The sequence below is a fragment of the Streptococcaceae bacterium ESL0687 genome (assembly GCA_029392475.1).
In the GTDB taxonomy this organism is placed as follows: domain Bacteria; phylum Bacillota; class Bacilli; order Lactobacillales; family Streptococcaceae; genus Floricoccus.
In genome coordinates this window covers 1411021-1436984 of the sequence record CP113940.1, presented here as the reverse complement: position 1 = coordinate 1436984, position 25964 = coordinate 1411021, and the positions used below count along the sequence as shown (strand labels likewise).

Sequence of the window (25964 nt, the reverse complement as noted above, 5' to 3'; positions counted from 1 at the left end):
TAAATTGAATACAAATAAACTTATTGAAACAGTTGTCAAGGCTGCTGATGATAAAAAAGCCCTTGATATTGTAGTTATGGATATGAAAGGAATCAGTGGAGTTAGTGATGCCTTCATCGTAATGGAAGCCATGAATACTCGCCAAATCGGAGCTATCGTTGACAATATTGTTGATAAGGCTGAAGAAGCTGGCATGCGTGCCCACCATATTGAAGGAAATCCAAATAGCGGTTGGGTGCTAATTGACTTCCTTGACGTTGTAGTAAGTGTCTTCTCACATGATGAAAGAAGCTTCTACAATCTTGAAAAACTTTGGTCAGATGCACCTTTAGTTGATATTTCAGGAATGATTGGATTAGATTAAGATGGCAATTTACGAGGATTTTGCGCGTGTTTATGATAGCATCATGGATGATAGTCTTTATGATGCTTGGTATGATTTTTCAATCAGACATGCTTCAAAAAATACTAAAAAAATTCTTGAATTAGCTTGTGGTACTGGAAAACTTTCCCTCAAATTTGCAGAAGAAGGATACAAGGTCTATGGCCTTGATTTTTCTGAAGAAATGCTTACAATTGCTTATAATAGAGCAGTTGATGCAGATCTTGATGTTGCTTGGATTGAAGGAGATATGCGGGACTTGGGACAAATTGATACCTATGATTTAGTTACCTGCTACTCGGATTCGATTTGCTACATGCCTAATCAGGAAGAAGTTCAAAAGGTTTTTGATGAAGTTTATTCAAGCCTAAATGATGAAGGAACCTTTATTTTTGATGTTCATTCGACCCATCAAATTGATCAGGTCTTCCCTGGCTACAGCTACCATGAAAATGATGAAGACTTTGCCTTTGTCTGGGATAGCTATCCGGGACTTCATGAGCATTCAATTACCCATGAATTAACCTTTTTTGTAAAAGACGAAGAAGACGGAAAATTTATCCGTAGAGATGAAATTCATGATGAGAGAACTTATACTATCTACAACTATCAAATTATGCTAGAAAATGCAGGTTTTTCATCAGTTGAGGTTTATGCAGACTTTGAAGATGAACAACCTAAAGAAGACAGCGCACGCTGGTTTTTCGTGTGTAAAAAATAGAATTTATGGCAACTATTACAGGTATTGTAGCTGAGTTTAATCCCTTTCATAATGGTCATAAGTACCTTTTAGACCAGGCAGAGGGAACAAAGATTGTTGTCATGAGTGGCAACTGGCTCCAAAGAGGGGAACCAGCAGTTATTGATAAGTGGACTAGAGCTCAAATGGCAGTTCTTTGTGGTGCTGATCTGGTCCTAGAACTTCCTGTTCTTTCAAGTGTTCAGGGGGCTGACTTTTTTGCTGACGGCTCTCTTGAACTGCTAGCTAGGGTGGGGATTGATAATCTTGTTTTTGGAACAGAATCTGACATTGACTATGACCAGGTTCTTGAGATTTACCGCAACCAAAAACCTCAGATGGATGCTTATTTGGCTGAATTACCAAAGAGTATGTCTTATCCTGAAAAGACTCAGGCCATGTGGTCTGAATTTACAGGGATAAGTTTTAGCGGGGATTCCCCTAATCATGTTTTGGCTCTTGCTTACTTAAAGGGAATAGCTAAATATAAACCATCTATAAGGATGAACGGGATAAAAAGACAGGGTCAAGCCTTTCACTCACAAGAGCTTGTAGGTGATTTTGCTAGTGCTACTGCTATTAGGCAGGGACTTGAAAAGAATGAAGAGGTGGCATCATTTCTTCCTACTGAAAGTTATGACCTTCTTCAGCATAAACCAGCAGTTAGTTGGAAGAACTTTTATCAACTTTTGAAATATAAGATTATTTCAACTAATCTTAGTTCGATTTTTCAAATGAATGAAGAGCTTGAGGTTAGGATTAAGGCTGCTAGCCGGAAGGCTAGTGATTTTGATGATTTAGTCAATAAGGTTCATACCAAACGCTATACCAAGGCCCGAGTAAGAAGACTTTTAACCTATGTTTTACTTGATATTAAAAAGACAGACTTTGATTCCTTGAAAAAAACTCAGGGAGTTAGAATTTTAGCCATGAGTAATAGAGGTCGAAGTCATGTTAAGGAATTAAAGGATCAGGTTAAATTTATTTCTCGAATCGGAAAAGATCCGTGGGATCCTTTGAGCCAAAGAGCAGATGATATTTATAGGCTTGGAGATCCTGGAATTTTTGAGCAAAATTATGGCCGTATCCCTTATATCAAAGCTTAAGATATAATTTAATAGTTAGTAAATTTATGGTAAAATATGTAGGAAATTAACAGAGGAGGTCCACAATGGGACGTAAATGGGCAAATATTGTCGCTAAGAAAACAGCAAAAGACGGAGCAACTAGTAAGGTCTACGCTAAATTTGGTGTAGAAATCTACGTGGCTGCCAAACAAGGTGATCCAGATCCAGAAGCAAATGCTGCGCTTCGCCTGGTTCTTGAGCGTGCTAAACAGGCTCAGGTGCCAAAACACATCATCGACCGTGCCATCGACAAGGCTAAGGGTGGGGCTGACGAAACCTTCACTGAAGGACGTTATGAAGGATTTGGACCAAATGGTTCAATGATCATCGTTGACACTCTTACAAACAATGTAAACCGTACCGCCGCAAACATCCGTACTGCCTTTGGTAAAAATGGCGGAAACATGGGTGCATCAGGTGCCGTTTCATACATGTTTGACAACACTGGAGTTCTTGGATTCAAGGGTGACGACACTGATGCAATCTTCGAATACCTGCTTGATCAAGACATCGACGTTCGTGACGTTGAAGCTCAAGACGACCAAATCATCGTCTACACTGAGCCAGAAGATTTCCACCGTGCTATGGAAGCCCTAAAAGCTAACGGAGTTGAAGAGTTCTCAGTAAGTGAACTTGAAATGATCCCTCAAACTGAGGTTGAACTTTCAGCTGAAGACCTTGAAATCTTCGAAAAACTTGTTGAAGTTCTTGAAGAAGACGACGACGTTCAAAAAGTTTACCACAACGTGGCTGAATAAGTTTAATAAAAAGATCAAACCAGAGCAATCTGGTTTTTCTTTTGTAAAGATTTAAGTAAATCATTTACAGGTAGTTGTCACGATATGGATTCAATAATTATAGGATTTTAGCCCTTGTTTTCCTCAGTCATGTAAAGAAAGGTTACAAGTTTATTTACGGTTATATGTAAAGGATGTAAAGAAAGAAGATTTATTTGGGGAAATGAATTTAAAAAATAAAATAAATTCCCTAAAGGGTTGACAGAATATCTATTTATGATAGAATTATCTGGTATGCTTCTTTGCATAACAATGAAACGGGAATGGGGTGAAAAATATGTCAAAAACTGTAGTTCGTAAAAATGAATCTCTTGATGATGCTCTTCGTCGTTTCAAACGTTCTGTAACAAAAGCTGGAACTCTTCAAGAAGCTCGCAAACGTGAGCACTACGAAAAACCTTCTGTAAAACGTAAACGTAAATCAGAAGCAGCTCGTAAACGTAAAAAATTCTAATTAGATTTCTAATTAGAGAAAAATACCTGGCCGCGGTTAGGTATTTTTTTATTTTATTTTATTTGGTGACAGGAGTCTTCAGCCACAGATAAATATAACGAAGAAGATAGTAGGCCACATAGAAGATGGGAATCCAAAAAGATAATCCACTAAGCCAGGGAGAGGTACTTGGAAGCAAGTATTCCAAGACCTCTAGGAATAACCAAAAAATAAGAACTAGAAAAAATACTTTTTTATTCATTTTATCTCCTTTATGAGCTTATTATAGCACTAAAGAAAGGTAGAAAAAACATTTATAAGGAAAAAAACAAAAAAAGCGCATCAGCGCTTTTTCTTTTATTACATTTCTTCTGGAGCTTCAACACCTAGTAGGCGGAGGGCTTCTTTGATTACAGTTGCTGTTGAGTCAGCTAAAGCCAAACGAGCTTGTAGTCCATCATTTTCTTCAAGGATACGTACGTGGGCGTAGTATTTGTTGAAGGCCTGGGCCAGGTTGATTGCGTATTTGGCAATAACTGAAGGCTCATTACGGTCAGCTGCACGGTGGATAACTGCTGGAAATTCTTGAATCAGCTTGATGATTTCCCAAGATTCAGCATCGTCGAAGTTTGCAACAACTGTTGAATCAGCCACGTAGTTAGCTTTTCTAAGGATTGACTGGATGCGGGCGTGAGTGTACTGCACATAAGGTCCAGTTTCACCCTCAAAGCTTAACATGTCTTCCAGGCTAAAGTCATATCCATTTGTACGTTCGTTTTTAAGGTCAAAGAACTTAACGGCACCAACACCTACCTGGTGGGCAATTTTTTCCTTGTTGGCAAGGTTAGGATTTTTAGCCTCAATTTGTTTTAGGGCACGTTCAACAGCCTCGTCCATTGTAGGCTCAAGACGGATAATGTTACCTTTACGGGTAGAAAGTTTTTTACCTTCACGGGTTACTAGACCAAATGGCACGTGTTCAACGTCGTTTGCCCAGTCAAATCCCATTTCAGTAAGAACAGCCTTAAGTTGTTTGAAGTGGGCAGCCTGTTCTCCACCTACCACGTAGATAGATTTAGCAAAGTCGTAGTTGTCCTTACGGAATTTGGCAGCAGCAAGGTCACGGGTGATGTAAAGAGTAGCACCGTCAGACTTCTTGATAAGGGCTGGATTTAGGCCGTATTCTTCAAGGTCAACAATTGTAGCCCCTTGAGATTCCTGAAGCAGTCCTTTGTCTTCAAGCAGGTTTACGATTTCATCCATCTTGTCATTGTAGAAGGCTTCACCGTTGTATGAGTCGAACTCAACTCCCATTTTTTCATACAGGCGGTTGAACTCTTCAAGCGACTCGTCACGGAACCATTTCCAAAGGCTAAGAGCTTCCTCGTCACCATCCTCAAGCTTTCTGAACCAGGCGCGAGCTTCCTCGTCAACTGTTGGATCAGTGTCGGCCTCTTCATTGATGCGGACGTAAAGTTTTAATAGTTCGTCGATTGGGTGAGCCTTAACAGCCTCTTCGTTCCCGTATTTCTTGTAGGCAACAATCAGCATCCCAAACTGTTTACCCCAGTCTCCCAGGTGGTTGATCTTGATTGGGTTGTAGCCAATTTTCTTGTAGATGTTAGCTAGAGCGTCCCCGATTACAGTTGAACGCAGGTGTCCAATTGAGAAAGGTTTTGCGATATTTGGGCTAGACATGTCGATGGCAACGTTCGCACCTTCACCGATATTTTGGTCGGCATAGTGGTCACTACGTGCTACAACTTCGTCAAGGACCTTAGTTGAAACAGCGTTCTTGTCCAGGAAGAAGTTAAGGTATGGTCCCATCGCGACAACTTTTTCAAGTCCGTCTTTGTCGATTGATTCAGCAAGGTCAGCTGCGATCATTTGTGGGGCCTTCCGTAGAGACTTAGCCAGGGTGAAGGCAGGGAAGGCGATGTCTCCCATGTCAGAGTTTTTTGGTTTTTCGAGTAGGTTCTCGATATCTTGAAGCTCAAGGGCTCCATCAAGAGCTGCAAAAATTTTTCCAGCAACTAGTTTTTTATCGTCCATTAGGGTCTCCTATTTTATTTGTTTAGCTCTGAATATTATAACATAAAGTTGTTTTTCATTTAACCTTTTCACCATTTGTAAGGGATTTGTTAAAGTGGATGAAAAGGTGCATTAATGCCTTACAATACTAAAGTCTTGAAAATCATTTGATAGGATTGGATAATTTTTTTAAACTGTAGTTGAGTCAGATAATGATAAGTGTCCTATATTTATAAAAATGATAAATTTTAGTATAATTATTAGCATGAAGAAGAATGATAGACATAAACTTATTAAGAAATTAATAAGAGAAAATAAAATTGAAACCCAGGAAGGTCTTAGTAGACTTCTGGCAGAAAACGGGGCAAGCACTACTCAGGCTACATTGTCACGCGATATTAGAGAACTTGGAATTATTAAAAATAGATCCTCTTCTGGATCGTTTTATACTTTACTTGACGGGGAACTTAGTCCTTTTGAAGGGCTTGATCAAAGTTTTCGCAATCATGTTTTAAAGGTTTCAAGTGTTATGTTCATGGTAGTAATTCATACCAGACTTTCAGAAGCTGATATTTTAGCTAATATTTTGGATGAATCAAATCATGAAGGAATTTTAGGAACTCTTGCAGGAGCTGATACTCTTCTAGTAACTTGCGCAAGTATTGAAGACGCTGAAAATCTTTATGCTGAGGTAAATAGGGCTATTTCTTATGAAGAATAATAAGGCTTATGAAGAAGCTCTCAAGGAATTACAGAATAGCCTAGCTGAACTTGACTATGTGCGTGATTTTAAGGAACTTGAAGGAAAGATTAAGGAAAACCCGGTCATCTGGCAAAAGGAAAAAGAAATGAAGGACCTCCAGAAGGAGGCAGTTCTTTTTAAAAAGATTGAAAAAAATCGGGCCTATGAAGAAACCCTCCAAAGGGCGACTGAAATTGAAGAAGATTTAAATAAGGACCTGCTGATAAGGCAGTATCGTGCTAAACTTTTAGATGTTAGTGATCTTTTGGATTATATTTCAGGGGAGCTTGAAAGAAAGATTAATGAGGGTTTGAAACAGGCAACTGACAAAGAGAAATAAGAATAGATAGGTCCTTAAATTAAGGAAGGTAAGAAAATGGCAGAGGAAAAAATATCACCAGGAATGCAGCAGTATCTAAATATTAAGGCAGATTATTCAGATGCCTTACTTTTATTTAGGATGGGTGATTTTTATGAGCTTTTTTATGAGGATGCAGTCCGAGCTGCTCAAATTTTAGAACTAACATTAACGAGCAGGAATAAAAATGCTAAAAATCCCATCCCCATGGCTGGAATGCCCTACCACAGTGCCCAGCAGTACATTGATATCCTAGTTGATTTGGGCTACAAGGTGGCCATTGCCGAACAGGTGGAGGATCCCAAAACAGCTAAGGGTGTGGTCAAAAGGGAGGTAGTACAGGTTGTAACTCCTGGTACAGCCGTTGATAGTCTAAATGGTGACAAGACCAATAACTATCTAACTGCTGTTGACTATGACGGAGAATCATATGGCTTTTCTTATATTGATCTTGCGACAGGTGAGTTTTACGTAACAAAGATTGCTGATTTTTTAGATGTCTTAAATGAAGCCGCAAGCCTTCAGACCAAGGAAATTATTTTGGGTTATGAGGCAGATGAGGCAGACCTTGATTTAATCAAGGTAAAACTTAATATTCTAGTAAGTTATCAAAAGGAAGCAGATTTTGTTGCAGAGGAATCTGACCTGATTCAGGCTTCCTTGAGCTCCCTTGAAAAAAGTGTTGCCGCAAAACTTCTTACTTATGTTAAAGAGACCCAGAAAAGAAGTCTAAGTCACTTGCAGGAACTTAGAACCTATGAGTTAACCGACTTTTTAAAAATGGATTATGCCACCAAGCGTTCCCTTGAACTTACAGCTAATTTTAAGACAGGTAAAAAACAAGGGAGCCTATTTGGTCTTTTGGATGAAACGAAGACTGCCATGGGAACCAGGATGATGCGTTCATGGATTGAGCGTCCCCTCATTCAGGCCCATAAGATTAGACGGAGGCAGGATCTGATTCAAGTCTTTCTTGATAACTTCTTTGAAAGGGCTGATCTTTTAGAGGCCCTAAAAGGAGTTTATGATATTGAAAGACTATCCAGTAAGATTTCCTTTGGTAAGGCCCATGGTCAAGATCTGCTGCAGCTTTTAAATACCCTCAGGCAGGTACCAAGAATTAGAGGAATTTTAGAGAGTATTGCAAGTCCTGTTTTAGATACTTTGGTTGGGTCTTTTGATGAAATCCAAGACCTAAGAAAACTTCTAGGGAACAGCATCTCTGAGGATGCACCCAAGTCTATAACCGAAGGCGGGATTATTAAGGACGGCTACAATGATATACTTGATGACTACCGGATTACCTTAAGGGACGGAACAGCATGGATTTCAGAGCTTGAGTTGCGCGAGCGGCAAAATTCAGGAATTAATGGCCTAAGAATTGACTATAACCGTAAGGATGGTTACTATTTCCACATTACCAACAGTAATTTAGATCAAGTTCCTGAACACTTCTTTAGGAAGGCAACCCTTAAAAATTCTGAGCGTTTTGGTAGTGAGGAATTGGCCAAAATTGAGGGAAGGATGATTGAAGCCAGGGAGAAATCATCAGTCTATGAGTATGAATTATTTTTAGAATTGAGAGCTTTAGTTGAATCCTATATTCCAAGGATTCAGGCCTTATCAAGAGCTGTGGGTGAACTTGATTGCCTCCTTTCACTTGCCCTTGTAGCAGAAAACTACCAATATTCAAGACCAGAAATTCTTGAGGAAGGACGAAACCTGATTCTTGAAGGCGGAAGGCATCCAGTTGTTGAGAAGGTTCTTGGCAGGCAGGAATATATACCAAATGATATTATTTTATCTGAGGACGTTGAAATTCAGCTGATTACAGGTCCTAATATGAGTGGTAAATCGACCTACATGCGCCAGTTGGCTCTTTCTGTAATCATGGCTCAGATGGGTTCATATCTACCAGCTCAAAGAGCGGTTTTACCTCTGTTCGATGCTATTTTTACAAGAATTGGAGCAAGTGATGATCTGACCTCAGGTCAGTCAACCTTTATGGTTGAGATGATGGAGGCTAATAATGCCATCCGTCTGGCAACAAGTAGGAGTTTGATCTTATTTGATGAACTGGGGAGGGGGACTGCGACTTATGATGGTATGGCTTTAGCCCAAGGAATCATTGAATACATTGCCCGTAATATCCATGCAAAGACCCTTTTTGCCACTCACTATCACGAGTTAACAGAACTTTCAAAGACCCTTACAGCCTTAAAAAATGTTCATGTCTCAACTCTTGAAGAAAATGGGACAGTTACCTTCCTCCATAAGATTGAAGATGGTCCAGCTGATAAGTCCTACGGAATTCATGTGGCAAGGATTGCCGGACTTCCGGAAGATTTACTGGAAAGATCTGAGAGTATTTTGGCTTCTTTAGAAGAGAAATCAAAAGAGAATGACTCACAGTATAAGCTACAAGTAGAACAGATAACAGAAAATAATATAGTAGAAAATAAGGTTGAGGAAAGGGTTCAGCAGCTGGATCTTTTCACTGATCCCCAAATTGACGGGGAGATTCTTGAAAAAATCCGCAATCTCGACTTAACAAGCATGACTCTAATGGATTCGATGAACTTTCTTTGGGAGTTAAAGGGTCTACTTTAGTTTTCTTAGAAAAATCTACATTTTAAAATATTAGATGAAAAAGTGGTCAGCCACTTTTTTGTTATAATTATCATAGATTAGAAGAGGGAGAAAAAGATGGCAAAAATTATAGAATTAGATCCCTACTTGGCTGATAAAATTGCGGCTGGTGAGGTAGTTGAGCGTCCTGCAAGTGTTGTAAAAGAGCTTGTTGAAAACGCAATTGATGCTGGAAGTACCCAAATTACCGTAAGCATTGAAGAAAGTGGTTTGAAATCGATTGTTGTAACAGACAACGGAGAGGGTATTAGTAGTGATGATATTGAACTTGCCCTTAAGCGTCACGCTACCAGTAAAATTAAAACGATTGATGACCTCTTTCGAATTAAAAGTCTTGGTTTCAGGGGAGAGGCCATGCCAAGTATTGCAAGTGTTAGCCTCATGACGATTGAAACAAGCGTTGCTGATGAAGCGGCAGGGAGCAGGCTTTTTGCTGAAGGTGGTCATATTAAAGAAGTTAAGCTCTTGGCTAAAAGGCAGGGGACTAAAATCAGGGTTGAAAATTTGTTTTTCAATACCCCTGCTAGACTAAAATATGTGAAAAGTATGCAGGCAGAGCTTTCTCATATAAGTGATGTACTTAATCGCCAGAGTCTTGCTCACCCGGAAATCTCCTTTACCCTTATAAGTGATGGAAGAAGCCTGATGAGGACGGCAGGAAATGGGGACTTGCGTGCAGCCCTTGCTGGGGTTTACGGTCTAGCAACCGCTAAAAAAATGGTTGAAATTTCAGGAAGTGACCTTGATTTTGATATTAGGGGTTATATTTCCCTTCCTGAACTTACCCGTGCCAATAGAAATTACATTACGGTTTTAATCAATGGCCGCTATATTAAGAATTTCTTGATTAACCGGGCTATTATTAATGGCTACGGTAGTAAGCTTATGGTGGGGCGTTTTCCGCTGGCTGTGCTTGATATTAGACTGGATCCCTTTTTGATTGATGTCAATGTCCATCCAAGTAAGCAGGAAGTCCGTCTTTCTAAGGAAAAAGAGCTTATGGATCTCATATCAAGGCTGATTGCTGAGAGCTTAAACAAGGAAACTTTGATTCCAGATGCCTTAGACAATTTGCAAAAATCTTCCAAAACAAGGGAGACCAAGGGTATTCAAACGAGCCTGCCCTTAAAAAGCACCAATCTTTTTTATGACCAGGAAAAAAAGGATTTCTTTGTTGCTGAGGAAGGATTAAAGGAAACAACTGTTGAAATCGACAGGAATGCTGGTCCTTCTTTTGAAGGATCTAGTGTTCCAGAAGGGGAATTTCAAGAAGAAAGAGTTAGTCAACCTCTGGGGGCCAAACAGGCTAAGAGAGAGAATGGACCTGTCTCAGAAGATTCAGAGCATCCTGATTTCCACCAGCTTGATAAAAAAAATGTAAAAAATTTAAGTGGTCTTGCAAAAAAACTTGAAGGCGAAGAAAAGTCGACCTTCCCGGAACTTGAATTTTTCGGAAAGATGCACGGCACCTATCTTTTTGCCCAGGGGCGTGATGGTCTTTATATTGTCGATCAGCATGCTGCCCAGGAAAGGATTAAGTATGAATATTTTAGGGAAAAAATAGGTCAGGTCGAAGACCTTAAGCAACAGCTTTTAATTCCTTATCTTTTTGATTTTCCTAAGAATGATTTTCTTTTAATTAAGGAAAAATTACCTCTTTTAAGGGAGGTTGGTTTAAATCTGATGGAATACGGTGACCAGCAGTTTATTTTACGGGAGCATCCAACCTGGATGAAGGAAGATGAGGTTGAAGGAGCAGTCTATCAGATGGTTGACATGCTTTTAAATCTTGGTCAGGTGAGCGTTAAGGATTACCGGGCTGATCTTGCCATTATGATGAGTTGTAAGCAGTCTATCAAGGCCAATCATTATCTTGACGATTTTAGTGCAAGACAGCTTTTAGTGGATTTATCTCGGTGTAAAAATCCCTATAATTGCCCACATGGTCGACCTGTTTTAGTCCATTTTACTAAGGCTGACATGGAAAAAATGTTTAGAAGAATCCAAGAAAATCACAAGGGTGGTTGGGATTTAGAGTTTTAATAGAAAGTAGATATATGTATGAATACCTCAAAGGAGTTCTAGTAAAGATTACTCCCACTTATATTGTTGTTGATGTTTCAGGAATTGGTTACCTCCTCCAGGTGGCTAATCCCTATAGTTTTTCTCATTTGATGAATACTGAGCTTAAGGTCTATGTTCATCAGGTAATAAGAGATGATGCCCACACCCTTTATGCTTTTATGAGTGAGGACGAAAAGGCTCTTTTCTTAAAATTAATCAGTGTTTCAGGGATTGGTCCTAAATCAGCCCTGGCTATTCTTGCAAGTTCTGATAATGAGGGTTTGGTTGAAGCTATCCATGCCAGTGATACTAAATATTTGATGAAGTTTCCTGGGGTTGGGAAGAAGACGGCCATGCAGATGGTTTTAGATCTTGAAGGAAAATTTGAACTTAATCCAAGTGGTAATTTATTTGCTGAAGCGCGGGTAGAGAATCAAAATACAGCTCTCGAAGAAGCTCTTGAAGCCTTGGAAGCCTTGGGTTATAAGGCCAGTGAACTCAAGAAGGTTAGGAAGAATCTGGAGGGAAGTTCTGATACAACTGAAGGTTATATTAAATCTGCCCTTAAGTTTATGATGCGCTAGTTAGTCTATAAGCTTATAATATAAAAGATTACTTGCTATTTTTTTAGAAAAGATGTAGGTTTTTAATATAAAATTAGGGTTTTGGTGGTAATCATGCTTACTTTTTTAAGTAATTTAGGTGGTTGGGGTGTTTTTTGGTTAATCCTAGATGTCTTTTTAATTTGCCTTGTAACACGTATGGGGATTATTAAGAGAAATCTTGGAACCAGTTTCCATGATCAATTGAAAATGTTTTTTCAAAAGAAAAAATAATTAAAAAGATTCAAAGTCTAAGGCTCTGAATCTTTTTATTTGGCCAGTAAATGCTGGTAGAAGAAAGGATTTATGTCACATATTTTACATAGTTTGGCTGATTCCTACCCTTATTTCTTATGCTATAATAAAGCCTAGTAGGAGAGTGATGACAATGACAAATGAATTTTTAGATGGTAAGGCTCAGGGTCAGGAACTTTCAAGTGAACTTTCCTTAAGACCCCAAAGGCTTGCCCAATATATTGGCCAGGACAAGGTTAAGGAACAATTAGAAATCTTTATTGAGGCAGCTCTCATGCGTGAGGAAAGTCTTGATCATGTTCTCTTATTTGGTCCCCCAGGTCTTGGGAAAACAACTATGGCTTTTATTATTGCCCAGGAACTAGGTGTTAATATCAAGCAAACATCAGGGCCTGCCATTGAAAAACCAGGGGATTTGGTCGCCCTTTTAAATGAGCTTGAACCAGGGGATGTTCTCTTTATTGATGAAATCCACCGGATGCCCATGAATGTTGAGGAGATTCTCTATTCGGCCATGGAAGATTTTTATATTGATATTATGCTAGGTAATGGAGACGGAAGTAGAAGTGTTCACTTGGAACTTCCTCCCTTTACCCTGGTGGGTGCTACCACACGTGCTGGTATGCTTTCAAATCCCTTGCGGGCCCGTTTTGGTATTTCAGCCCATATGGAATATTATGAGGTTCATGACCTGGAAGAGATTGTAAAAAGGACGGCAGGCTTATTTGATGTTGAAATAAGTGATCAGGGAGCCCTTGAGTTGGCCCTTAGAAGTCGTGGTACTCCCCGGATAGCCAACCGCCTCTTAAAAAGAGTTAGGGACTATGCTCAGATTAAGGGGACTGGTCTAGTCGATGAGCAAGTGACAGACCAGGCTTTAAGCATGCTTGATATTGACCGGGCAGGTCTTGATTATATCGATCAAAAGATCCTAAAAACAATGATAGAATTATATGACGGAGGGCCTGTTGGTCTTTCGACTATAGCAGTAAATATTGCTGAAGAGCGTGAGACCATTGAGGATATGTATGAGCCATATTTGATTCAAAAAGGTTTCATTGTAAGAACAAGACAGGGCAGGAAGGTTACAAAACTCGCCTATGATCACCTAGGTCTTCCTTTTTTCGAGGAAGATTAGTAATTATTTAAAGGATATAAGAGGAAAAGGCTTTTGGAATATTTAACAAGTCAAGAGGTTGAACATGCTGAAAAGAATGTAAGTACTGACAAGATAACTAAGTCAGTCTGGGAAATTATTCTTTCAAATACCTTCACCTTTATTAATGGGATGGTTCTTGTCCTAGCAATTATAGTTGCTACAACAGGACGCTTTGAAAATCTGACCTTTGTCTTTGTTATTGTAGTTAACTCAGTTATAGGAAGTGTTCAGGAGATTCGCTCTAAGCTGGCCTTGGAAAGACTTGAACTTTTAAGCCGAAGTGAATATGAGGTTAACCGGGATAAGAAAACAGTTAAAATCTATTCAGAAGAGATTGTTCACGGCGACTACCTCCATTTAAACATAGGAGATCAGATACCCGTTGACGGGAGGATTATTTCAGGCCAAATAGAAGTTGATGAATCCCTATTAACAGGTGAGAGTGACAGTATTTTAAAGGGGATTGGAGAAGAGCTCTTAAGTGGTAGTAATGTTTTAAGTGGTCACTGCTTGGTCAAGGTTGAGGCCGTAGGAGATGCAAGCTATATTAATAAGTTTGCCCAAAAGACCAAGGTTTTTAAAAAATACCCTTCAAAATTAAGGGATAACTTAAATGAGATTTTAAAAATTATTTCCCTCCTTTTAATTCCTCTAGCGATTCTTATGTCACTAAGAGGTTATTATAAGGGTTTTAGCTATGATGAGATTGTTCTAGCTACCTCGGGAGCTCTTGTGGGAATGATTCCTGAGGGACTTATTCTTTTGGTGAGTGTATCCCTTGCAGTATCTGCCCTTAAACTGTCTCGTAAAAAGGTTCTGGTTGAGGAGTTATTTTGTGTGGAAACCCTAGCTCGGGTAGATGTTCTGTGTTTTGATAAGACAGGGACAATTACGACAGGGAGGATGAAACTTGTTGATATTGATTCAAAAACTAAGGATATTCTTGAAAACTATCTTTCTTATTTTGATGATGAAAATGCTACAAGTAGGGCCCTTAAGCAGGCTCTAAAATTAAAAAGAACCTGGGACGTTAGAAACATTGGTGCTTTTTCAAGTAAAAATAAGTATTCCTATATTCAAGTTGAAGGCCAGGGGACCTATTTCTTTGGGGCAGCTGAATTTTTGGATCTTAAGGAAGAGCTTCCAGAAAAATTTCAGGAGGCAAAACTTGAGGGTTATAGGATTTTGACCCTTGCCTGGAGCAAGGACTATGTAGAAAGTCCTTATAATTTATCAATGATTGGAAGTCTGATATTGTCAGATGAAATCAAGGATAACACCAAGAAAACCTTCGAGTATTTTTCTAGTCAGGATGTGGATATTAAGATAATAAGTGGGGATAATCATCTAGCTGTTCTTGGGGTAGCCCGTGAAGCAGGTTTTTCAAAGGATGCGCGTGCTATTGATATGAGTCAAGTTGCAGATGATGACTTTCGTGAGGTTGTTTTAAAATATGATATTTTTGGCCGGGTCACTCCTAGTCAGAAGGAAAGAATGGTTGAAATCCTCCAGGAAGAAGGAAAGACAGTTGCCATGAGCGGGGACGGGGTAAATGACGTTTTAGCCCTTAAAAAAGCAGATGTAAGTTTTGCCATGAACGGGGCTACCAGTGCTGCCAAGAGTGTTTCAAATATTATCTTTTTAACTGATGATTTTGGTGTCTTTTATGACATATTGATGGAAGGTAGACGAGTTATCAATAATATTCAAAAGGTTGAGTCCCTCTTTTTGATTAAAACCTTCTTTTCCATTGCCTTTTCAGTCATCTCCATCTTATTTGCCCTAAGATTTCCCTTTACACCCATTCAACTTACCTTACTGTCGACCATTACGGTTGGTGTACCTTCCTTCTTCTTGACCTTTGAGGAAAGTAAGGCCAAGGTAGCTGATAATTTTATGAGGGATGTTTTAGTCAATGCATGTATCGGAAGTTCGACCCTTGTGGTATCAAGTATTCTGGCAAATATTTTTGTTAGTGGTTACAGCAAGGTGAGTCTCATTTGCTTGATTATCGCCATGTTAAATGGTTTGCTAATGGTTGGGGTAGTTAGTCGTCCCCTTAATTACTATAATAAAATTCTAATTTTAGCCCTCGCTATTTCAGCCATTATAGCTGTTGTTATTGATGTTTTATTCATTGATAAAAACATAGCTAGTTTTGGAGGAGCTGACTACTTGGTCTGTGGCCTCTTGTCGCTTATGGTTCTTTTGATTTACTGGGGACTGGAAAAAGTAAGATTATTAAGAAGATAGAAAGAAAGATAGAAATGGAGTATGGTAATTTATGAAAAAAGTAGCCTTTGTTTGCTTGGGTAATATTTGCAGAAGTCCAATGGCAGAGTTTGTCTTCAAGGATGAACTTAAAAAAGCAGGGCTTTCAGATGATTATCAGGTTGAAAGTTTTGCGACTGGTAACTGGGAGCACGGAAATAAAATTCACGGGGGAACCCTTGATATTTTTAAAGAGCACGGGATTATCTATGATAGTACAAAGACAAGTAGGAAAATATCTGATGTAGATTTTAAAAATTTCGACTATATTTATGCCATGGATGAAAATAATTACCGGGACCTTTTAGTCATGTCTCCTCAGGAATACAAGGGAAAAATTCATCATTTTATCGAAGGAAAAAGTGTTCCAGATCCTTATTTTACCGGTGACTTTGATGAAACTTATGAGCTTGTAAGAAGCGGAAGCAGAAAAATAATTGATCAACTTAAGTAAGAATCTCTTGGAGATTCTTTTTTTAATGATATTTGTTAGTTTTATAACATTTTTTAAAATATAAATTAACAAATTTTAACTAAAAAACCTTTAAATATAAGTATTTTAGAGCTAAATAAGGTTTTTTAACCCTAAAAATAGTGAAAAAATTATCAAAAAATGGTTTACATTTCTTACGTCTGTGATATAATAACTTTGATAAATAATTAACAAAGTTGCAAATGACTTATAAAGGAGAAAAGATGGTAGTAAAGACTGTAGAAACTGTTGAAGTTTCAGAAACTGAGCTTATGATTAATGAGTTGGTTGGTAAGGCCAACTATGCCCTTAAAGAACTTGAAAAACTTAACCAAGAGCAAGTTGACCATATTGTTCATGAGATGAGTATGGCGGCTTTAAATGAGCACATGCCTCTTGCTAAGATGGCCGTAGAGGAAACAGGACGTGGAATCTATGAAGACAAAGCCATTAAAAATATGTATGCTTCAGAATACATTTGGAATGCTATCAAGGACAATAAAACAGTCGGTGTCATTGACCGTGATGATCAGGCTGGACTAATTCATATTGCAGAACCAGTTGGTGTTATTTGCGGGGTAACTCCTACAACAAACCCTACATCAACTACTATCTTTAAGGCTATGATTGCCCTTAAAACTCGTAATCCAATCGTTTTTGCCTTCCACCCATCAGCGCAAAAATCATCAGCTGAGGCAGCTCGCATTGTTCGAGATGCAGCAATTAAGGCAGGAGCTCCTGAAAACTGTGTGTCATGGATTGAAAAACCAAGTATTGAGGCTACCAACCTTCTTATGAACCACCCAGGTGTTGCTACAGTTCTTGCGACAGGTGGTTCTGCTATGGTAAAAGCTGCTTACTCTACTGGAAAACCAGCCCTTGGAGTTGGTCCTGGTAATGTACCAAGCTACCTAGCAAGTGATGCTCATGTAAAACGTGCTGTAAATGATATTATCCTATCTAAAACCTTTGATAACGGAATGATTTGTGCCAGTGAACAGGCAGCAATCGTTGATAAGTCAATCTACGAGCAAGTTAAGAGAGAATTTGTAAAACACAATTGCTATATTGTTTCAAACCCAAGTGAGCTTAAAAAACTTGAAGCTGTTGTTATGCAGCCTGATGGCCATGCTGTAAATCCAAAGATTGTTGGTCACTCGGCTGAAAACATTGCAAAACTTGCAGGAATTAAAGTACCAAAAGGAACTAAACTTCTTCTTGCAGAGATTGCCGGTGTGGGAGAAGACTATCCTTTATCTCGTGAAAAACTTTCACCAGTTTTAGCACTTATTAAATCAGATGGTGTAGAAGATGGTTTTGATAAGGCTGAAGCCATGCTTAATTTAGGAGGTCTTGGACATACAGCTGTAATTCATACAGAAGATGAAGATTTACAAATCCGTTTTGGTCTTCGTATGAAAGCCTGCCGTGTCCTTGTAAATACACCATCAGCAGAAGGTGGAATTGGAAATATTTATAATGAAATGATTCCATCTCTTACCCTTGGTTGTGGATCATATGGACACAATTCAATCTCACATAATGTTGGAGCCCTTGATTTGATTAATGTAAAAACTTTAGCTAAAAGAAGAAATAATATGCAGTGGTTCAAATTACCACCAAAGGTTTACTTTGAAAAAAATTCAATTACCTACCTACAACAGATTAAGGCTGAGCGAGTAATGCTTGTCTGTGACCCAGGAATGGTTAAATTTGGTTATGCTGACTTAGTTCGTACCCAACTTGAAAAAAATCCAAATAACCCACGAGTTGCTATCTTCTCAGATGTTGAGCCGAACCCATCAACTAATACTGTTTACAAGGGATTAGAAGTCTTTATGGACTTTAACCCAGATGTTGTTGTAGCTCTTGGTGGTGGTTCTGCTATGGATGCTGCCAAAGCTATGTGGATGTTTTTTGAACACCCAGACGTAAGCTTCTTTGGTGCTAAACAAAAATTCCTTGATATCAGAAAACGTGCCTATAAGATTCCTTATGCTCAAAAGGCTGAGCTTATCTGTATCCCAACAACATCAGGTACAGGTTCAGAGGTTACACCATTTGCCGTAATTACTGATAGCGATGACCACACTAAATACCCTCTAGCAGACTATGCTTTGACTCCTGATATTGCAATTATTGATCCCCAACTTGTAATGTCAGTCCCAGCAGGTGTTACAGCTGATACTGGAATGGACGTTTTAACTCATGCTATTGAGTCTTATGTATCAGTTATGGCAAGTGACTACACTCGTGGATTATCTCTTCAAGCCATTAAACTTGTCTTTGACTATCTTGAAGATTCAGTTAAAAATGGGGACGAGGAAGCCCGTGAGAAGATGCATAATGCATCAACAATTGCTGGTATGGCCTTTGCCAATGCCTTCCTAGGTATTACCCATTCAATCGCCCACAAGGTTGGTGGAGCTTGGAGCATTCCTCACGGACGTACTAATGCCATTCTTTTACCGCATGTTATTCGCTACAATGCAAAAGATCCTCAAAAACATGCCATGTTCCCTAAATATGACTTCTTCCGTGCTGATACTGACTATGCTGATATCGCACGCTTCCTAGGACTTCCAGGAAATACGACAGAAGAATTGGTAGAATCTCTTGCCAAGGCAGTTTATGATCTAGGAGTTTCAGTTGGAATTTCTATGAACTGGAGTGCCCAAGGGGTTACTAAAGGACAAATGGATAGGGACGTTGATCACCTGGCTGAAAAAGCTTATGAAGACCAATGTACAACTGCCAACCCTAAAGAACCTCTAATCTCAGAACTTAAAAATATTATCCAAGTAGCTTACGACTACAAGGGATAGAAAAAAGGCAGCCCTAGCTTATAATAAAGGGCTGCTTTTTTTGACTATAAATGAACTTATTTTTATAATTAAAATCTATTAGGAGGAAAGAAATTATGGCTACTTGGTTATTATTAAGTTCATTGCTTTTAAGCTTACTGCTAGTTGTCCTAGTAATTTATGTTACCTACCGTTTTTGGCATGATGATCTTGCTGGAAGCAAAATGGCATCTGATCAGAAGGGAATGGGGCTTTATCGTCTTTTACTTGTAATTATTTTAGTGGTTGCCCTAGCGATTTTTGTAGTTAATCTTCTACATTTGATTAATCTATGATGAAGTAAATTTCAGATGAACAAAAAAGAAGACCTCAAGTCTTCTTTTTTCTGTTATTTATTAAGGCGGCAGACGGATTTGAACCGACGATCAAGCTTTTGCAGAGCCGTGCCTTACCACTTGGCTATGCCGCCGAACTACTGTAATATTGTAACCCATTACCACTTGTTTAGTCAAGCACCAAATTTGATGAAAAATTAATTATATGATATAGTTAATTCAACAATAAAATAGTTTTTAAGGTTGAGCGAGATGCTTCAAGTTTATCTTCTTGGGAGGGAGATAGCTTTTGGTATCTCGCTTTTTTTATTTATAAGACAGAGGAGGTCTTTTATGTACGGATTGATGTTAAACTTACCAGTAATAATTTTAGTTTTTATTTTCCTTATATCACTTTACGCCCTATCAAAATTTTCTGATTTGATGGTGGAAAATTCGGTTGTTTTAGCAGAGAATTTAGCTATTCCCAAGGTTGTCATTGGGGCAACAATTGTATCACTTGGAACCACCCTTCCAGAAGTATCAACTGCCGTCATAGCTATTTTGAATGGATCATCAGATTTGGCCTTAGGAAATGCTGTGGGTTCTGTCATGTCTAATATTACTTTGATTGTAGGAGTATCAGCACTCATTGCCCCCTTACCAGTTACCATTCAGACCAGCAAGAGTTATAACTTTTTTCTAGCGGCATCCCTCATTCCAATTGTAGCAAGTTATTTTAAGGGATATATAGACCAATGGGTTGGCTTTGTAATGCTGATTTTTATGATTTATTATATCGTTGAGCAATTTAGAAATAGTCCTCTAAAAAAGAGGGAAACAAATTTGCTTTTATCTAAAAAAACAAATGTTAAGTCTGATGGAAATGCAAAATTGATAGTGAGCATAATATTATTTGCTCTCTTAGTGGCAGCTTCAGCGAGTCTATTAGTGGCCAGTATACAAGTATTTGCTGAACGAATAAATATTCCGCAAACAGTTATTGGTGTTATAGTAGTAGCCCTTGGAACTAGCCTACCAGAACTTACAACAGCTATACAAGCTACAAGAAAAGGACAGGGGGCAATTGCAATTGGTAACATACTGGGCGCTAATATTTTAAATTTATTGCTTGTTCTAGGGACAGGAGTCGCCATGTCTAGCGGTGGTATAGGTATACCTAGTATCTACCTAACAGCTATATTTCCTATGCTTTTATTCGTCCTCTTCTTGTTCGCTCTTTCTATCTACAACTCAAAAATTCACGTAATTTCTAAAAAAGAAGGAATATTTCTTTTGATTTTATATGTAATTTTTATATCTATAGTTATTGTCAAATGAAGATATTTAATATATAATAAAAAGGCTGTTATTACAGCTATAATTTCACATTTCAATCGGATTGTCTTCTATGTGCCCTAGGGTCTTTTAGGCAAGTTGATGATTGGGAGAGGGAAAAAACAAAATATAAAGGAGACTTGCAAAATGGCAGTCATTTCAATGAAACAACTACTAGAAGCAGGTGTTCACTTCGGTCACCAAACACGCCGTTGGAACCCTAAAATGAAACCTTACATCTTCACAGAACGTAACGGAATCCACGTTATCGACCTACAAAAAACTGTGAAAATGGCAGATAGCGCATATAACTACATGCGTAATGCAGCTGCTGATGGAGCTGTTGTACTATTTGTTGGTACTAAAAAACAAGCAGCTGAAGCTGTTAAAGAAGAAGCACTTCGTGCTGGTCAATACTACATTAACCACCGTTGGCTTGGTGGAACCCTAACTAACTGGGGAACTATCCAAAAACGTATCGCACGTCTTAAAGAAATCAACCGTATGGAAGAAGATGGAACTTTCGAAGTTTTACCTAAGAAAGAAGTTGTTCTACTTAACAAACAACGTGAACGTCTTGAAAAATTCCTAGGTGGTATCGCTGATATGCCTCGCATCCCAGACGTTATCTACATTGTTGATCCACATAAAGAACAAATCGCTGTTCAAGAAGCAACTAAACTTAATATCCCAATCGTTGCTATGGTTGACACTAACGCTAACCCAGATCCAATCGATGTAATCATCCCTGCAAATGATGATGCTATCCGTGCCGTTAAACTTATCACTGGTAAAATGGCTGACGCTATCATCGAAGGCCGTCAAGGTGAAGATGCAGCTGAATCTGTTGAAGCTAAACTTGCAGCAACTGAAACTTCTTCTGATGATTCAATCGAAGAAATCGTTGAAGTTGTTGAAGGTGACAACAAGTAAGAATCGGATAACTTTTTAAAGTTACAAACGCTAAGGCGGGGCTTTGGCCTCGCCTTTTCTTAATAAAAAATCAAACAAGGAGACTGAAAAATGGCAGTTACTGCAGCTCAAGTTAAAGAACTACGCGAAATCTCTGGTGCTGGTGTTATGGACGCTAAAAAAGCATTAGTTGAAACTGATGGAAACATGGAAAAAGCTGTTGAGCTTCTTCGTGAAAAAGGTATGGCTAAGGCAGCTAAAAAAGCTGACCGTGTAGCAGCTGAAGGACTTACTGGTGTTTACGTTGACGGTAACGTTGCAGCAGTAGTTGAAATCAACTCTGAAACTGACTTCGTAGCTAAAAACGACCAATTCGTTACTCTTGTAAACGAAACAGCTAAAGTTATCGCTGAAGGACGTCCTGCTGACAACGAAGCAGCTATGGCTCTTAAAATGGCTAACGGAGAAACTCTTGAAGAAGCTTATGTTAACGCTACAGCTACAATCGGAGAAAAAATCTCATTCCGTCGTTTCGCTCTTTTAGAAAAAACTGACGAGCAACACTTTGGTGCTTACCAACACAATGGTGGACGTATCGGGGTTATCGCTGTTATCGACGGTGGAGATGACGCTTTAGCTAAACAAGTTTCAATGCACATCGCTGCTATGAAACCACAAGTACTTTCATACAAAGAACTTGATGCACAATTCATCACTGATGAACTTGCACAAATGAACCACGCTATCGAGCAAGATAACGAATCACGTGCTATGGTTAACAAACCAGCACTTCCAGCTCTTAAATTCGGTTCACGTGCTCAAATCACTGACGAAGTACTTGCTGAAGCAAAAGAAAACATCGAAGCTGAACTTAAAGCTGAAGGTAAACCAGAAAAAATCTGGGATAAAATCATTCCAGGTAAAATGGACCGCTTCATGCTTGACAACACTAAAGTTGACCAAGCTTACACACTTCTTGCTCAAGTTTACATCATGGACGACAGCAAAACAGTTGAAGCTTACTTAGATTCAGTAAATGCAAAAGTTGTTGCATTCGTACGTTTCGAAGTTGGTGAAGGAATTGAGAAAGCTGTAAACGACTTTGCAGCAGAAGTTGCAGCTCAAACAAAAGCAGCAAGCAAATAATTAAAAAAACATCTCTTTTGAGGTGTTTTTTTTTTTTAAACTATCATAATTATCTAAATTGTGGTATAATTTACAAAGCAATTTAGACTATTAGACTAGGGGAGTTATATATGTCAACAACAATTATTTGGGGATTAATCATCATAATCGTTGCGGCCTTAGCGGGATATATTTTTATCATGGTTACTCGTAAAGGTAATGAAAAGCGTATTCATAAACTTGAAGAAGAAAAGGAGGAACTTTTTGATCTTCCAACTCAAAGCGAGATTGATGCTGTTAAAAAAATGCACCTAATTGGGCAAAGTCAAAGTGTTTACAGGGAGTGGAATCAAAAATGGGTTGATTTGTCTGCTAATTCATTTGCTGATCTTGAAAAACACCTGTTTGAAGCAGAAGAATTAAACCGTGGCTTTAATTTCTTAAATGTTAAAACTGAAATTGATGCTTGCGAAAAACAACTTGAGCTGATGAAAAATGATGTTACATCAATTCGTCAGGCCATTAAAGACCTAACCGTTCAAGAGGAAAAAAATAGTTCAAAAATCCAAGCCTCTCTTGATCTTTATGAGGAACTTCGTAATGAGATTTCTGAAAATCCAGAAATCTATGGGACAACTATTGATGAAATCGAAAAACAGTTAAACAATATTGAAGAAGATTTTTCAAATTTTGTTACCCTTAACTCAACTGGAGATCCAATCGAAGCTGCTGAGGTTCTAGAACTTGCTGAAGAGCACACCATTGCTCTTGGTAAAATTACTAAGAAGATTCCTGAGATCATTAAGGCCCTTAATGAAGAAATCCCTGCAGATATTTCTGAACTTAAGGATGGTAACAAGAGATTTGAAGAGCTTGGTTACAAGCTACCTGAGGAAATCAACTTCAATGAGGAGATTGAGACAATCTCTAAGCGAGTTAAGGAAACAACAGAACTTGCTGAACGTTTTGACCTTAACCATGCTGAAGCTGAACTTAAAGTCATTAAAGACCAGTTAGCATCACTTTACAAGGTCTTTGAATACGAATATACAGCAAGTAAGCAACTTGAAAAAAATATTGGCATGGTAGAAAGCTTTATTGCCCATGCCCGTGAGAACAATAAAAATCTTCTTCTTGAGATTGATCACATTTCGCAAAGTTATGTTTTAACTGCTAATGAAATGGCTCAAGTTCGTGCTTATCAAGTACAAATTGATCAAGCCAGCCAAGATGCTAGCACTTTACTAGAAGATGTTGAAAAGGGTATGGAAGCTAATTCGACTCTTAACAATCGTTTAAATGAAATCCTTGATATCTTAAATGAGATTGAGGACAATCAGGTTACAATTAATGACTCACTTTCTAAGCTTAAGGTTATTGAAAAGCAAGCTCAAGAGCAAGCGGATGCCTTTGACATTGAACTTAGAGCCATTAAACGTTATGTTGAAAAATTGAATCTTCCAGGTCTTCCAGAAGCCTACTTAGATTTATTCTACATGGCGACATCTCGTGTAGAGTCACTTTTCAAGGAACTTAATAAGGTTCGAGTTAACATTGACACTATTTCAAACCTTTTAGATATTAGTAATGAAGATATGGATATCTTAGAGGATGCGACTGATCGTCTAACAGATGATGCCAATCTTTCAGAACAACTAATTCAATACTCAAATCGTTATAAAACAACTGACGGTGAAGTTGCTAAAGCCTTCAACCGTGCAGTAGATATTTTTGACAATGAGTGGGAATATGACAGAGCTCGTGAGGACATCTCAGAAGCCCTTGAAACAGTAGAACCAGGTGCAGTAGAGCGCATTAGTAACTTCTACTTCAATAATAAGGAAGTTCCTGATTATAGGGAGATTCGATAAAAAAAGAGGCCTTAGCCTCTTTTTTTTATGTCATCAGTAGATATATTTCCGCCTTCAACCTGAAAAATTTCCATATTAGCTGGTAAATTTTTTAAATGGTCCAGGGTTGTTGTTGTAATAAAGGTTTGAGTTTTTCCAATAATGGTCTCAAGCAGGTCAAGTTGCCTGATGTTATCCAGTTCACTCATGACGTCATCAAGAAGGAGAATAGGATATTCACCACTTTCCTCAAAAATTAAATCAATTTCAGCCAGCCTAACTGAAAGGGCAGTTGTCCTTTGCTGTCCCTGAGATCCAAAGTCTGAAACATTAATTCCATTAATGAAAAATTCTAAATCATCCCGGTGAGGTCCTACCAAGGTTTGGTGGCGGATAAGCTCCTTGCTGCGATTTTTCAATAATTGATTTTTAAAATCTTCTTTAATCCCTGAAAGGGTAGGGGCATCTTCGCTTAAAGAAACATTTGACTTATAGCTAATGGTCAAATCTTCTAGACCATGACTAAGCTTAAAATGAAGTTTATTAGCCAAATCTTCTAAATGCCTAATGAAGCTTATCCTATGCTCAATAATCTTACTACCATAATCAATAAGCTGGTCATCTAAGACGCTTAAATAAGTATCGTCAATCTTCTTGCTATCAAATTTCAAGTAGGCATTGCGCTCCTTAAGGATTTTACCATAGTAGATGGAATCATAGAGGTAGATGGATCTGAGTTGGCTGATTTCCATATCGATAAAACGCCGTCTCATGCTAGGACTTCCTTTAATGACAGATAAATCCTCTGGGGCAAACATGATAACCTTCATTTGACCGATATAGTCAGCAACCTTTTGTTGGACCAGATGATTGACCTTGGTCTTTCGTCCATCCTTCCCCCCTATGATTTCAAGAGGAATCCTAGATTGATGCTTTTCAAGGGTTCCAGCTACCTTCATAGATTTAGAATCCCACTTGAGAAGGTCCTTATCACTTGAAGTCCTATGACTTTTAGTGAGGGCTAGGTAGTAAATACTCTCTAAGATATTGGTCTTACCTTGGGCATTTTGTCCGAGGAAGATATTCAAGTTGGGATGAAAATCAAGGTTTAAATCATCATAATTCCTGAAATTTCTAAGAGAGATATTTTCTAACTTCATTTATTTTACTCCAGGAAAGCGGGGTTTGGTAGGCTTTTTGACAGTCTTTTTATTTTCTTTATTAAGTTTTGCAACGATTTCTTTAACTCGCTCTTTTTCTTCCTTTTCTTCTAGGAATTCAGCCTTTTCCTCCTCAGTTGGAGCAGAAATCTCAATTGTTAGGTCATAGTCAGGAAATTCTAAGACGTCATTCACGCGCAGTTTACGTCCACGGCGGTTTTCAAACTCACCGTTCATAAGAATAGTGTTTTCAGCAAGAAAGGCCTTAGCGGCTCCTCCGCTACTTATCATATCAATCTCCTTGAGCAGTTTGCCGAGGGTGATAAATTCATCAAATAGTATATAATTCATGCCTTTATTCTACCACAAATTAGCAGATA

General features: G+C 38.5%; 23 protein-coding genes, 1 tRNA gene and 1 pseudogene. 20 read left to right on the top strand and 5 right to left on the bottom strand.

The features are described from left to right. Positions 1-4 precede the first annotated feature (4 nt). The 5 genes from rsfS (at position 5) to rpsU (ending at position 3499) form a co-directional block, all read left to right on the top strand. Entirely contained in the window at positions 5-364 is a 360-nt protein-coding gene (gene rsfS, locus OZX60_06960) for a ribosome silencing factor (GenBank protein ID WEV45164.1), read from the top strand. Between the two features lies 1 nt (position 365). Next, positions 366-1103, top strand: coding sequence for a class I SAM-dependent methyltransferase (locus OZX60_06955; GenBank protein WEV45163.1), 738 nt, complete (start codon positions 366-368; stop codon positions 1101-1103). A gap of 5 nt (positions 1104-1108) precedes the next feature. After that, complete coding sequence (locus OZX60_06950) at positions 1109-2227, top strand: nucleotidyltransferase (GenBank protein ID WEV45162.1); 1119 nt, start codon at positions 1109-1111, stop codon at positions 2225-2227. A 65-nt stretch (positions 2228-2292) separates the two neighbouring features. Beyond that, the gene (locus OZX60_06945) at positions 2293-3006 is read left to right on the top strand and encodes a YebC/PmpR family DNA-binding transcriptional regulator (GenBank protein WEV45161.1); all 714 of its coding nucleotides are present in this window, start codon (positions 2293-2295) and stop codon (positions 3004-3006) included. Positions 3007-3322: 316 nt separating this feature from the next. After that, on the top strand, positions 3323-3499 hold the full coding sequence (gene rpsU, locus OZX60_06940; protein WEV45160.1) for a 30S ribosomal protein S21: 177 nt from the start codon (positions 3323-3325) through the stop codon (positions 3497-3499). 58 nt (positions 3500-3557) lie between these two features. Here the strand turns inward: rpsU and OZX60_06935 are convergent, their stop codons facing one another. Next, positions 3558-3740: a hypothetical protein gene (locus OZX60_06935; GenBank protein WEV45159.1), complete on the bottom strand. Its 183-nt coding sequence runs from the start codon at positions 3738-3740 to the stop codon at positions 3558-3560. Between the two features lie 98 nt (positions 3741-3838). Next, entirely contained in the window at positions 3839-5530 is a 1692-nt protein-coding gene (gene argS, locus OZX60_06930; GenBank protein WEV45158.1) for an arginine--tRNA ligase, read from the bottom strand. A gap of 244 nt (positions 5531-5774) precedes the next feature. Here argS and argR point away from each other — a divergent pair, with 244 nt between their 5' ends. The 11 genes from argR to OZX60_06875 all read left to right on the top strand — a co-directional run bounded on the left by argR (position 5775) and on the right by OZX60_06875 (position 19220). Beyond that, on the top strand, positions 5775-6230 hold the full coding sequence (gene argR / locus OZX60_06925) for an arginine repressor (GenBank protein WEV45157.1): 456 nt from the start codon (positions 5775-5777) through the stop codon (positions 6228-6230). Beyond that, positions 6220-6591, top strand: coding sequence for a YlbF family regulator (locus OZX60_06920; protein ID WEV45156.1), 372 nt, complete (start codon positions 6220-6222; stop codon positions 6589-6591). The genes argR and OZX60_06920 overlap by 11 nt, the downstream gene beginning before the upstream one ends. Before the next feature lie 36 nt (positions 6592-6627). Beyond that, entirely contained in the window at positions 6628-9219 is a 2592-nt protein-coding gene (mutS, locus tag OZX60_06915) for a DNA mismatch repair protein MutS (GenBank protein ID WEV45155.1), read from the top strand. A 96-nt stretch (positions 9220-9315) separates the two neighbouring features. Beyond that, entirely contained in the window at positions 9316-11301 is a 1986-nt protein-coding gene (gene mutL / locus OZX60_06910; protein ID WEV45154.1) for a DNA mismatch repair endonuclease MutL, read from the top strand. Between the two features lie 14 nt (positions 11302-11315). Further along, positions 11316-11906 carry a Holliday junction branch migration protein RuvA gene (gene ruvA, locus OZX60_06905; protein ID WEV45153.1) on the top strand — a complete coding sequence of 197 codons (591 nt, stop codon included), beginning with the start codon at positions 11316-11318 and terminating at the stop codon, positions 11904-11906. A 93-nt stretch (positions 11907-11999) separates the two neighbouring features. Further along, entirely contained in the window at positions 12000-12158 is a 159-nt protein-coding gene (locus OZX60_06900; GenBank protein ID WEV45152.1) for a hypothetical protein, read from the top strand. Between the two features lie 154 nt (positions 12159-12312). Next, entirely contained in the window at positions 12313-13317 is a 1005-nt protein-coding gene (gene ruvB / locus OZX60_06895) for a Holliday junction branch migration DNA helicase RuvB (GenBank protein WEV45151.1), read from the top strand. A 33-nt stretch (positions 13318-13350) separates the two neighbouring features. Next, a complete protein-coding gene (locus OZX60_06890; protein ID WEV45150.1) occupies positions 13351-15591 on the top strand; it encodes an HAD-IC family P-type ATPase in 2241 nt (746 codons plus the stop codon). A 31-nt stretch (positions 15592-15622) separates the two neighbouring features. Further along, positions 15623-16063: a low molecular weight phosphotyrosine protein phosphatase gene (locus tag OZX60_06885; GenBank protein WEV45149.1), complete on the top strand. Its 441-nt coding sequence runs from the start codon at positions 15623-15625 to the stop codon at positions 16061-16063. A gap of 290 nt (positions 16064-16353) precedes the next feature. Continuing rightward, positions 16354-18906, top strand: coding sequence for a bifunctional acetaldehyde-CoA/alcohol dehydrogenase (gene adhE / locus OZX60_06880; protein ID WEV45900.1), 2553 nt, complete (start codon positions 16354-16356; stop codon positions 18904-18906). Positions 18907-19001: 95 nt separating this feature from the next. Continuing rightward, positions 19002-19220 carry a hypothetical protein gene (locus OZX60_06875; protein WEV45148.1) on the top strand — a complete coding sequence of 73 codons (219 nt, stop codon included), beginning with the start codon at positions 19002-19004 and terminating at the stop codon, positions 19218-19220. Positions 19221-19283: 63 nt separating this feature from the next. Here the strand turns inward: OZX60_06875 and OZX60_06870 are convergent. Further along, positions 19284-19354, bottom strand: a tRNA-Cys gene (locus OZX60_06870). A gap of 199 nt (positions 19355-19553) precedes the next feature. Here OZX60_06870 and OZX60_06865 point away from each other — a divergent pair. From OZX60_06865 to OZX60_06850, 4 genes are all read left to right on the top strand, one after another. Further along, the gene (locus OZX60_06865; protein ID WEV45147.1) at positions 19554-20540 is read left to right on the top strand and encodes a sodium:calcium antiporter; all 987 of its coding nucleotides are present in this window, start codon (positions 19554-19556) and stop codon (positions 20538-20540) included. A 144-nt stretch (positions 20541-20684) separates the two neighbouring features. Then, a complete protein-coding gene (gene rpsB / locus OZX60_06860; protein WEV45146.1) occupies positions 20685-21470 on the top strand; it encodes a 30S ribosomal protein S2 in 786 nt (261 codons plus the stop codon). Between the two features lie 90 nt (positions 21471-21560). Then, on the top strand, positions 21561-22595 hold the full coding sequence (gene tsf / locus OZX60_06855) for a translation elongation factor Ts (protein WEV45145.1): 1035 nt from the start codon (positions 21561-21563) through the stop codon (positions 22593-22595). Between the two features lie 110 nt (positions 22596-22705). Continuing rightward, positions 22706-24445, top strand: coding sequence for a septation ring formation regulator EzrA (locus OZX60_06850; protein ID WEV45144.1), 1740 nt, complete (start codon positions 22706-22708; stop codon positions 24443-24445). An 11-nt stretch (positions 24446-24456) separates the two neighbouring features. On the opposite strand, the gene recF is transcribed toward OZX60_06850, so the two are convergent. Continuing rightward, entirely contained in the window at positions 24457-25584 is a 1128-nt protein-coding gene (gene recF / locus OZX60_06845) for a DNA replication/repair protein RecF (GenBank protein ID WEV45143.1), read from the bottom strand. A gap of 177 nt (positions 25585-25761) precedes the next feature. Beyond that, positions 25762-25935: pseudogene (yaaA, locus tag OZX60_06840) on the bottom strand (S4 domain-containing protein YaaA). Positions 25936-25964: the final 29 nt, after the last annotated feature.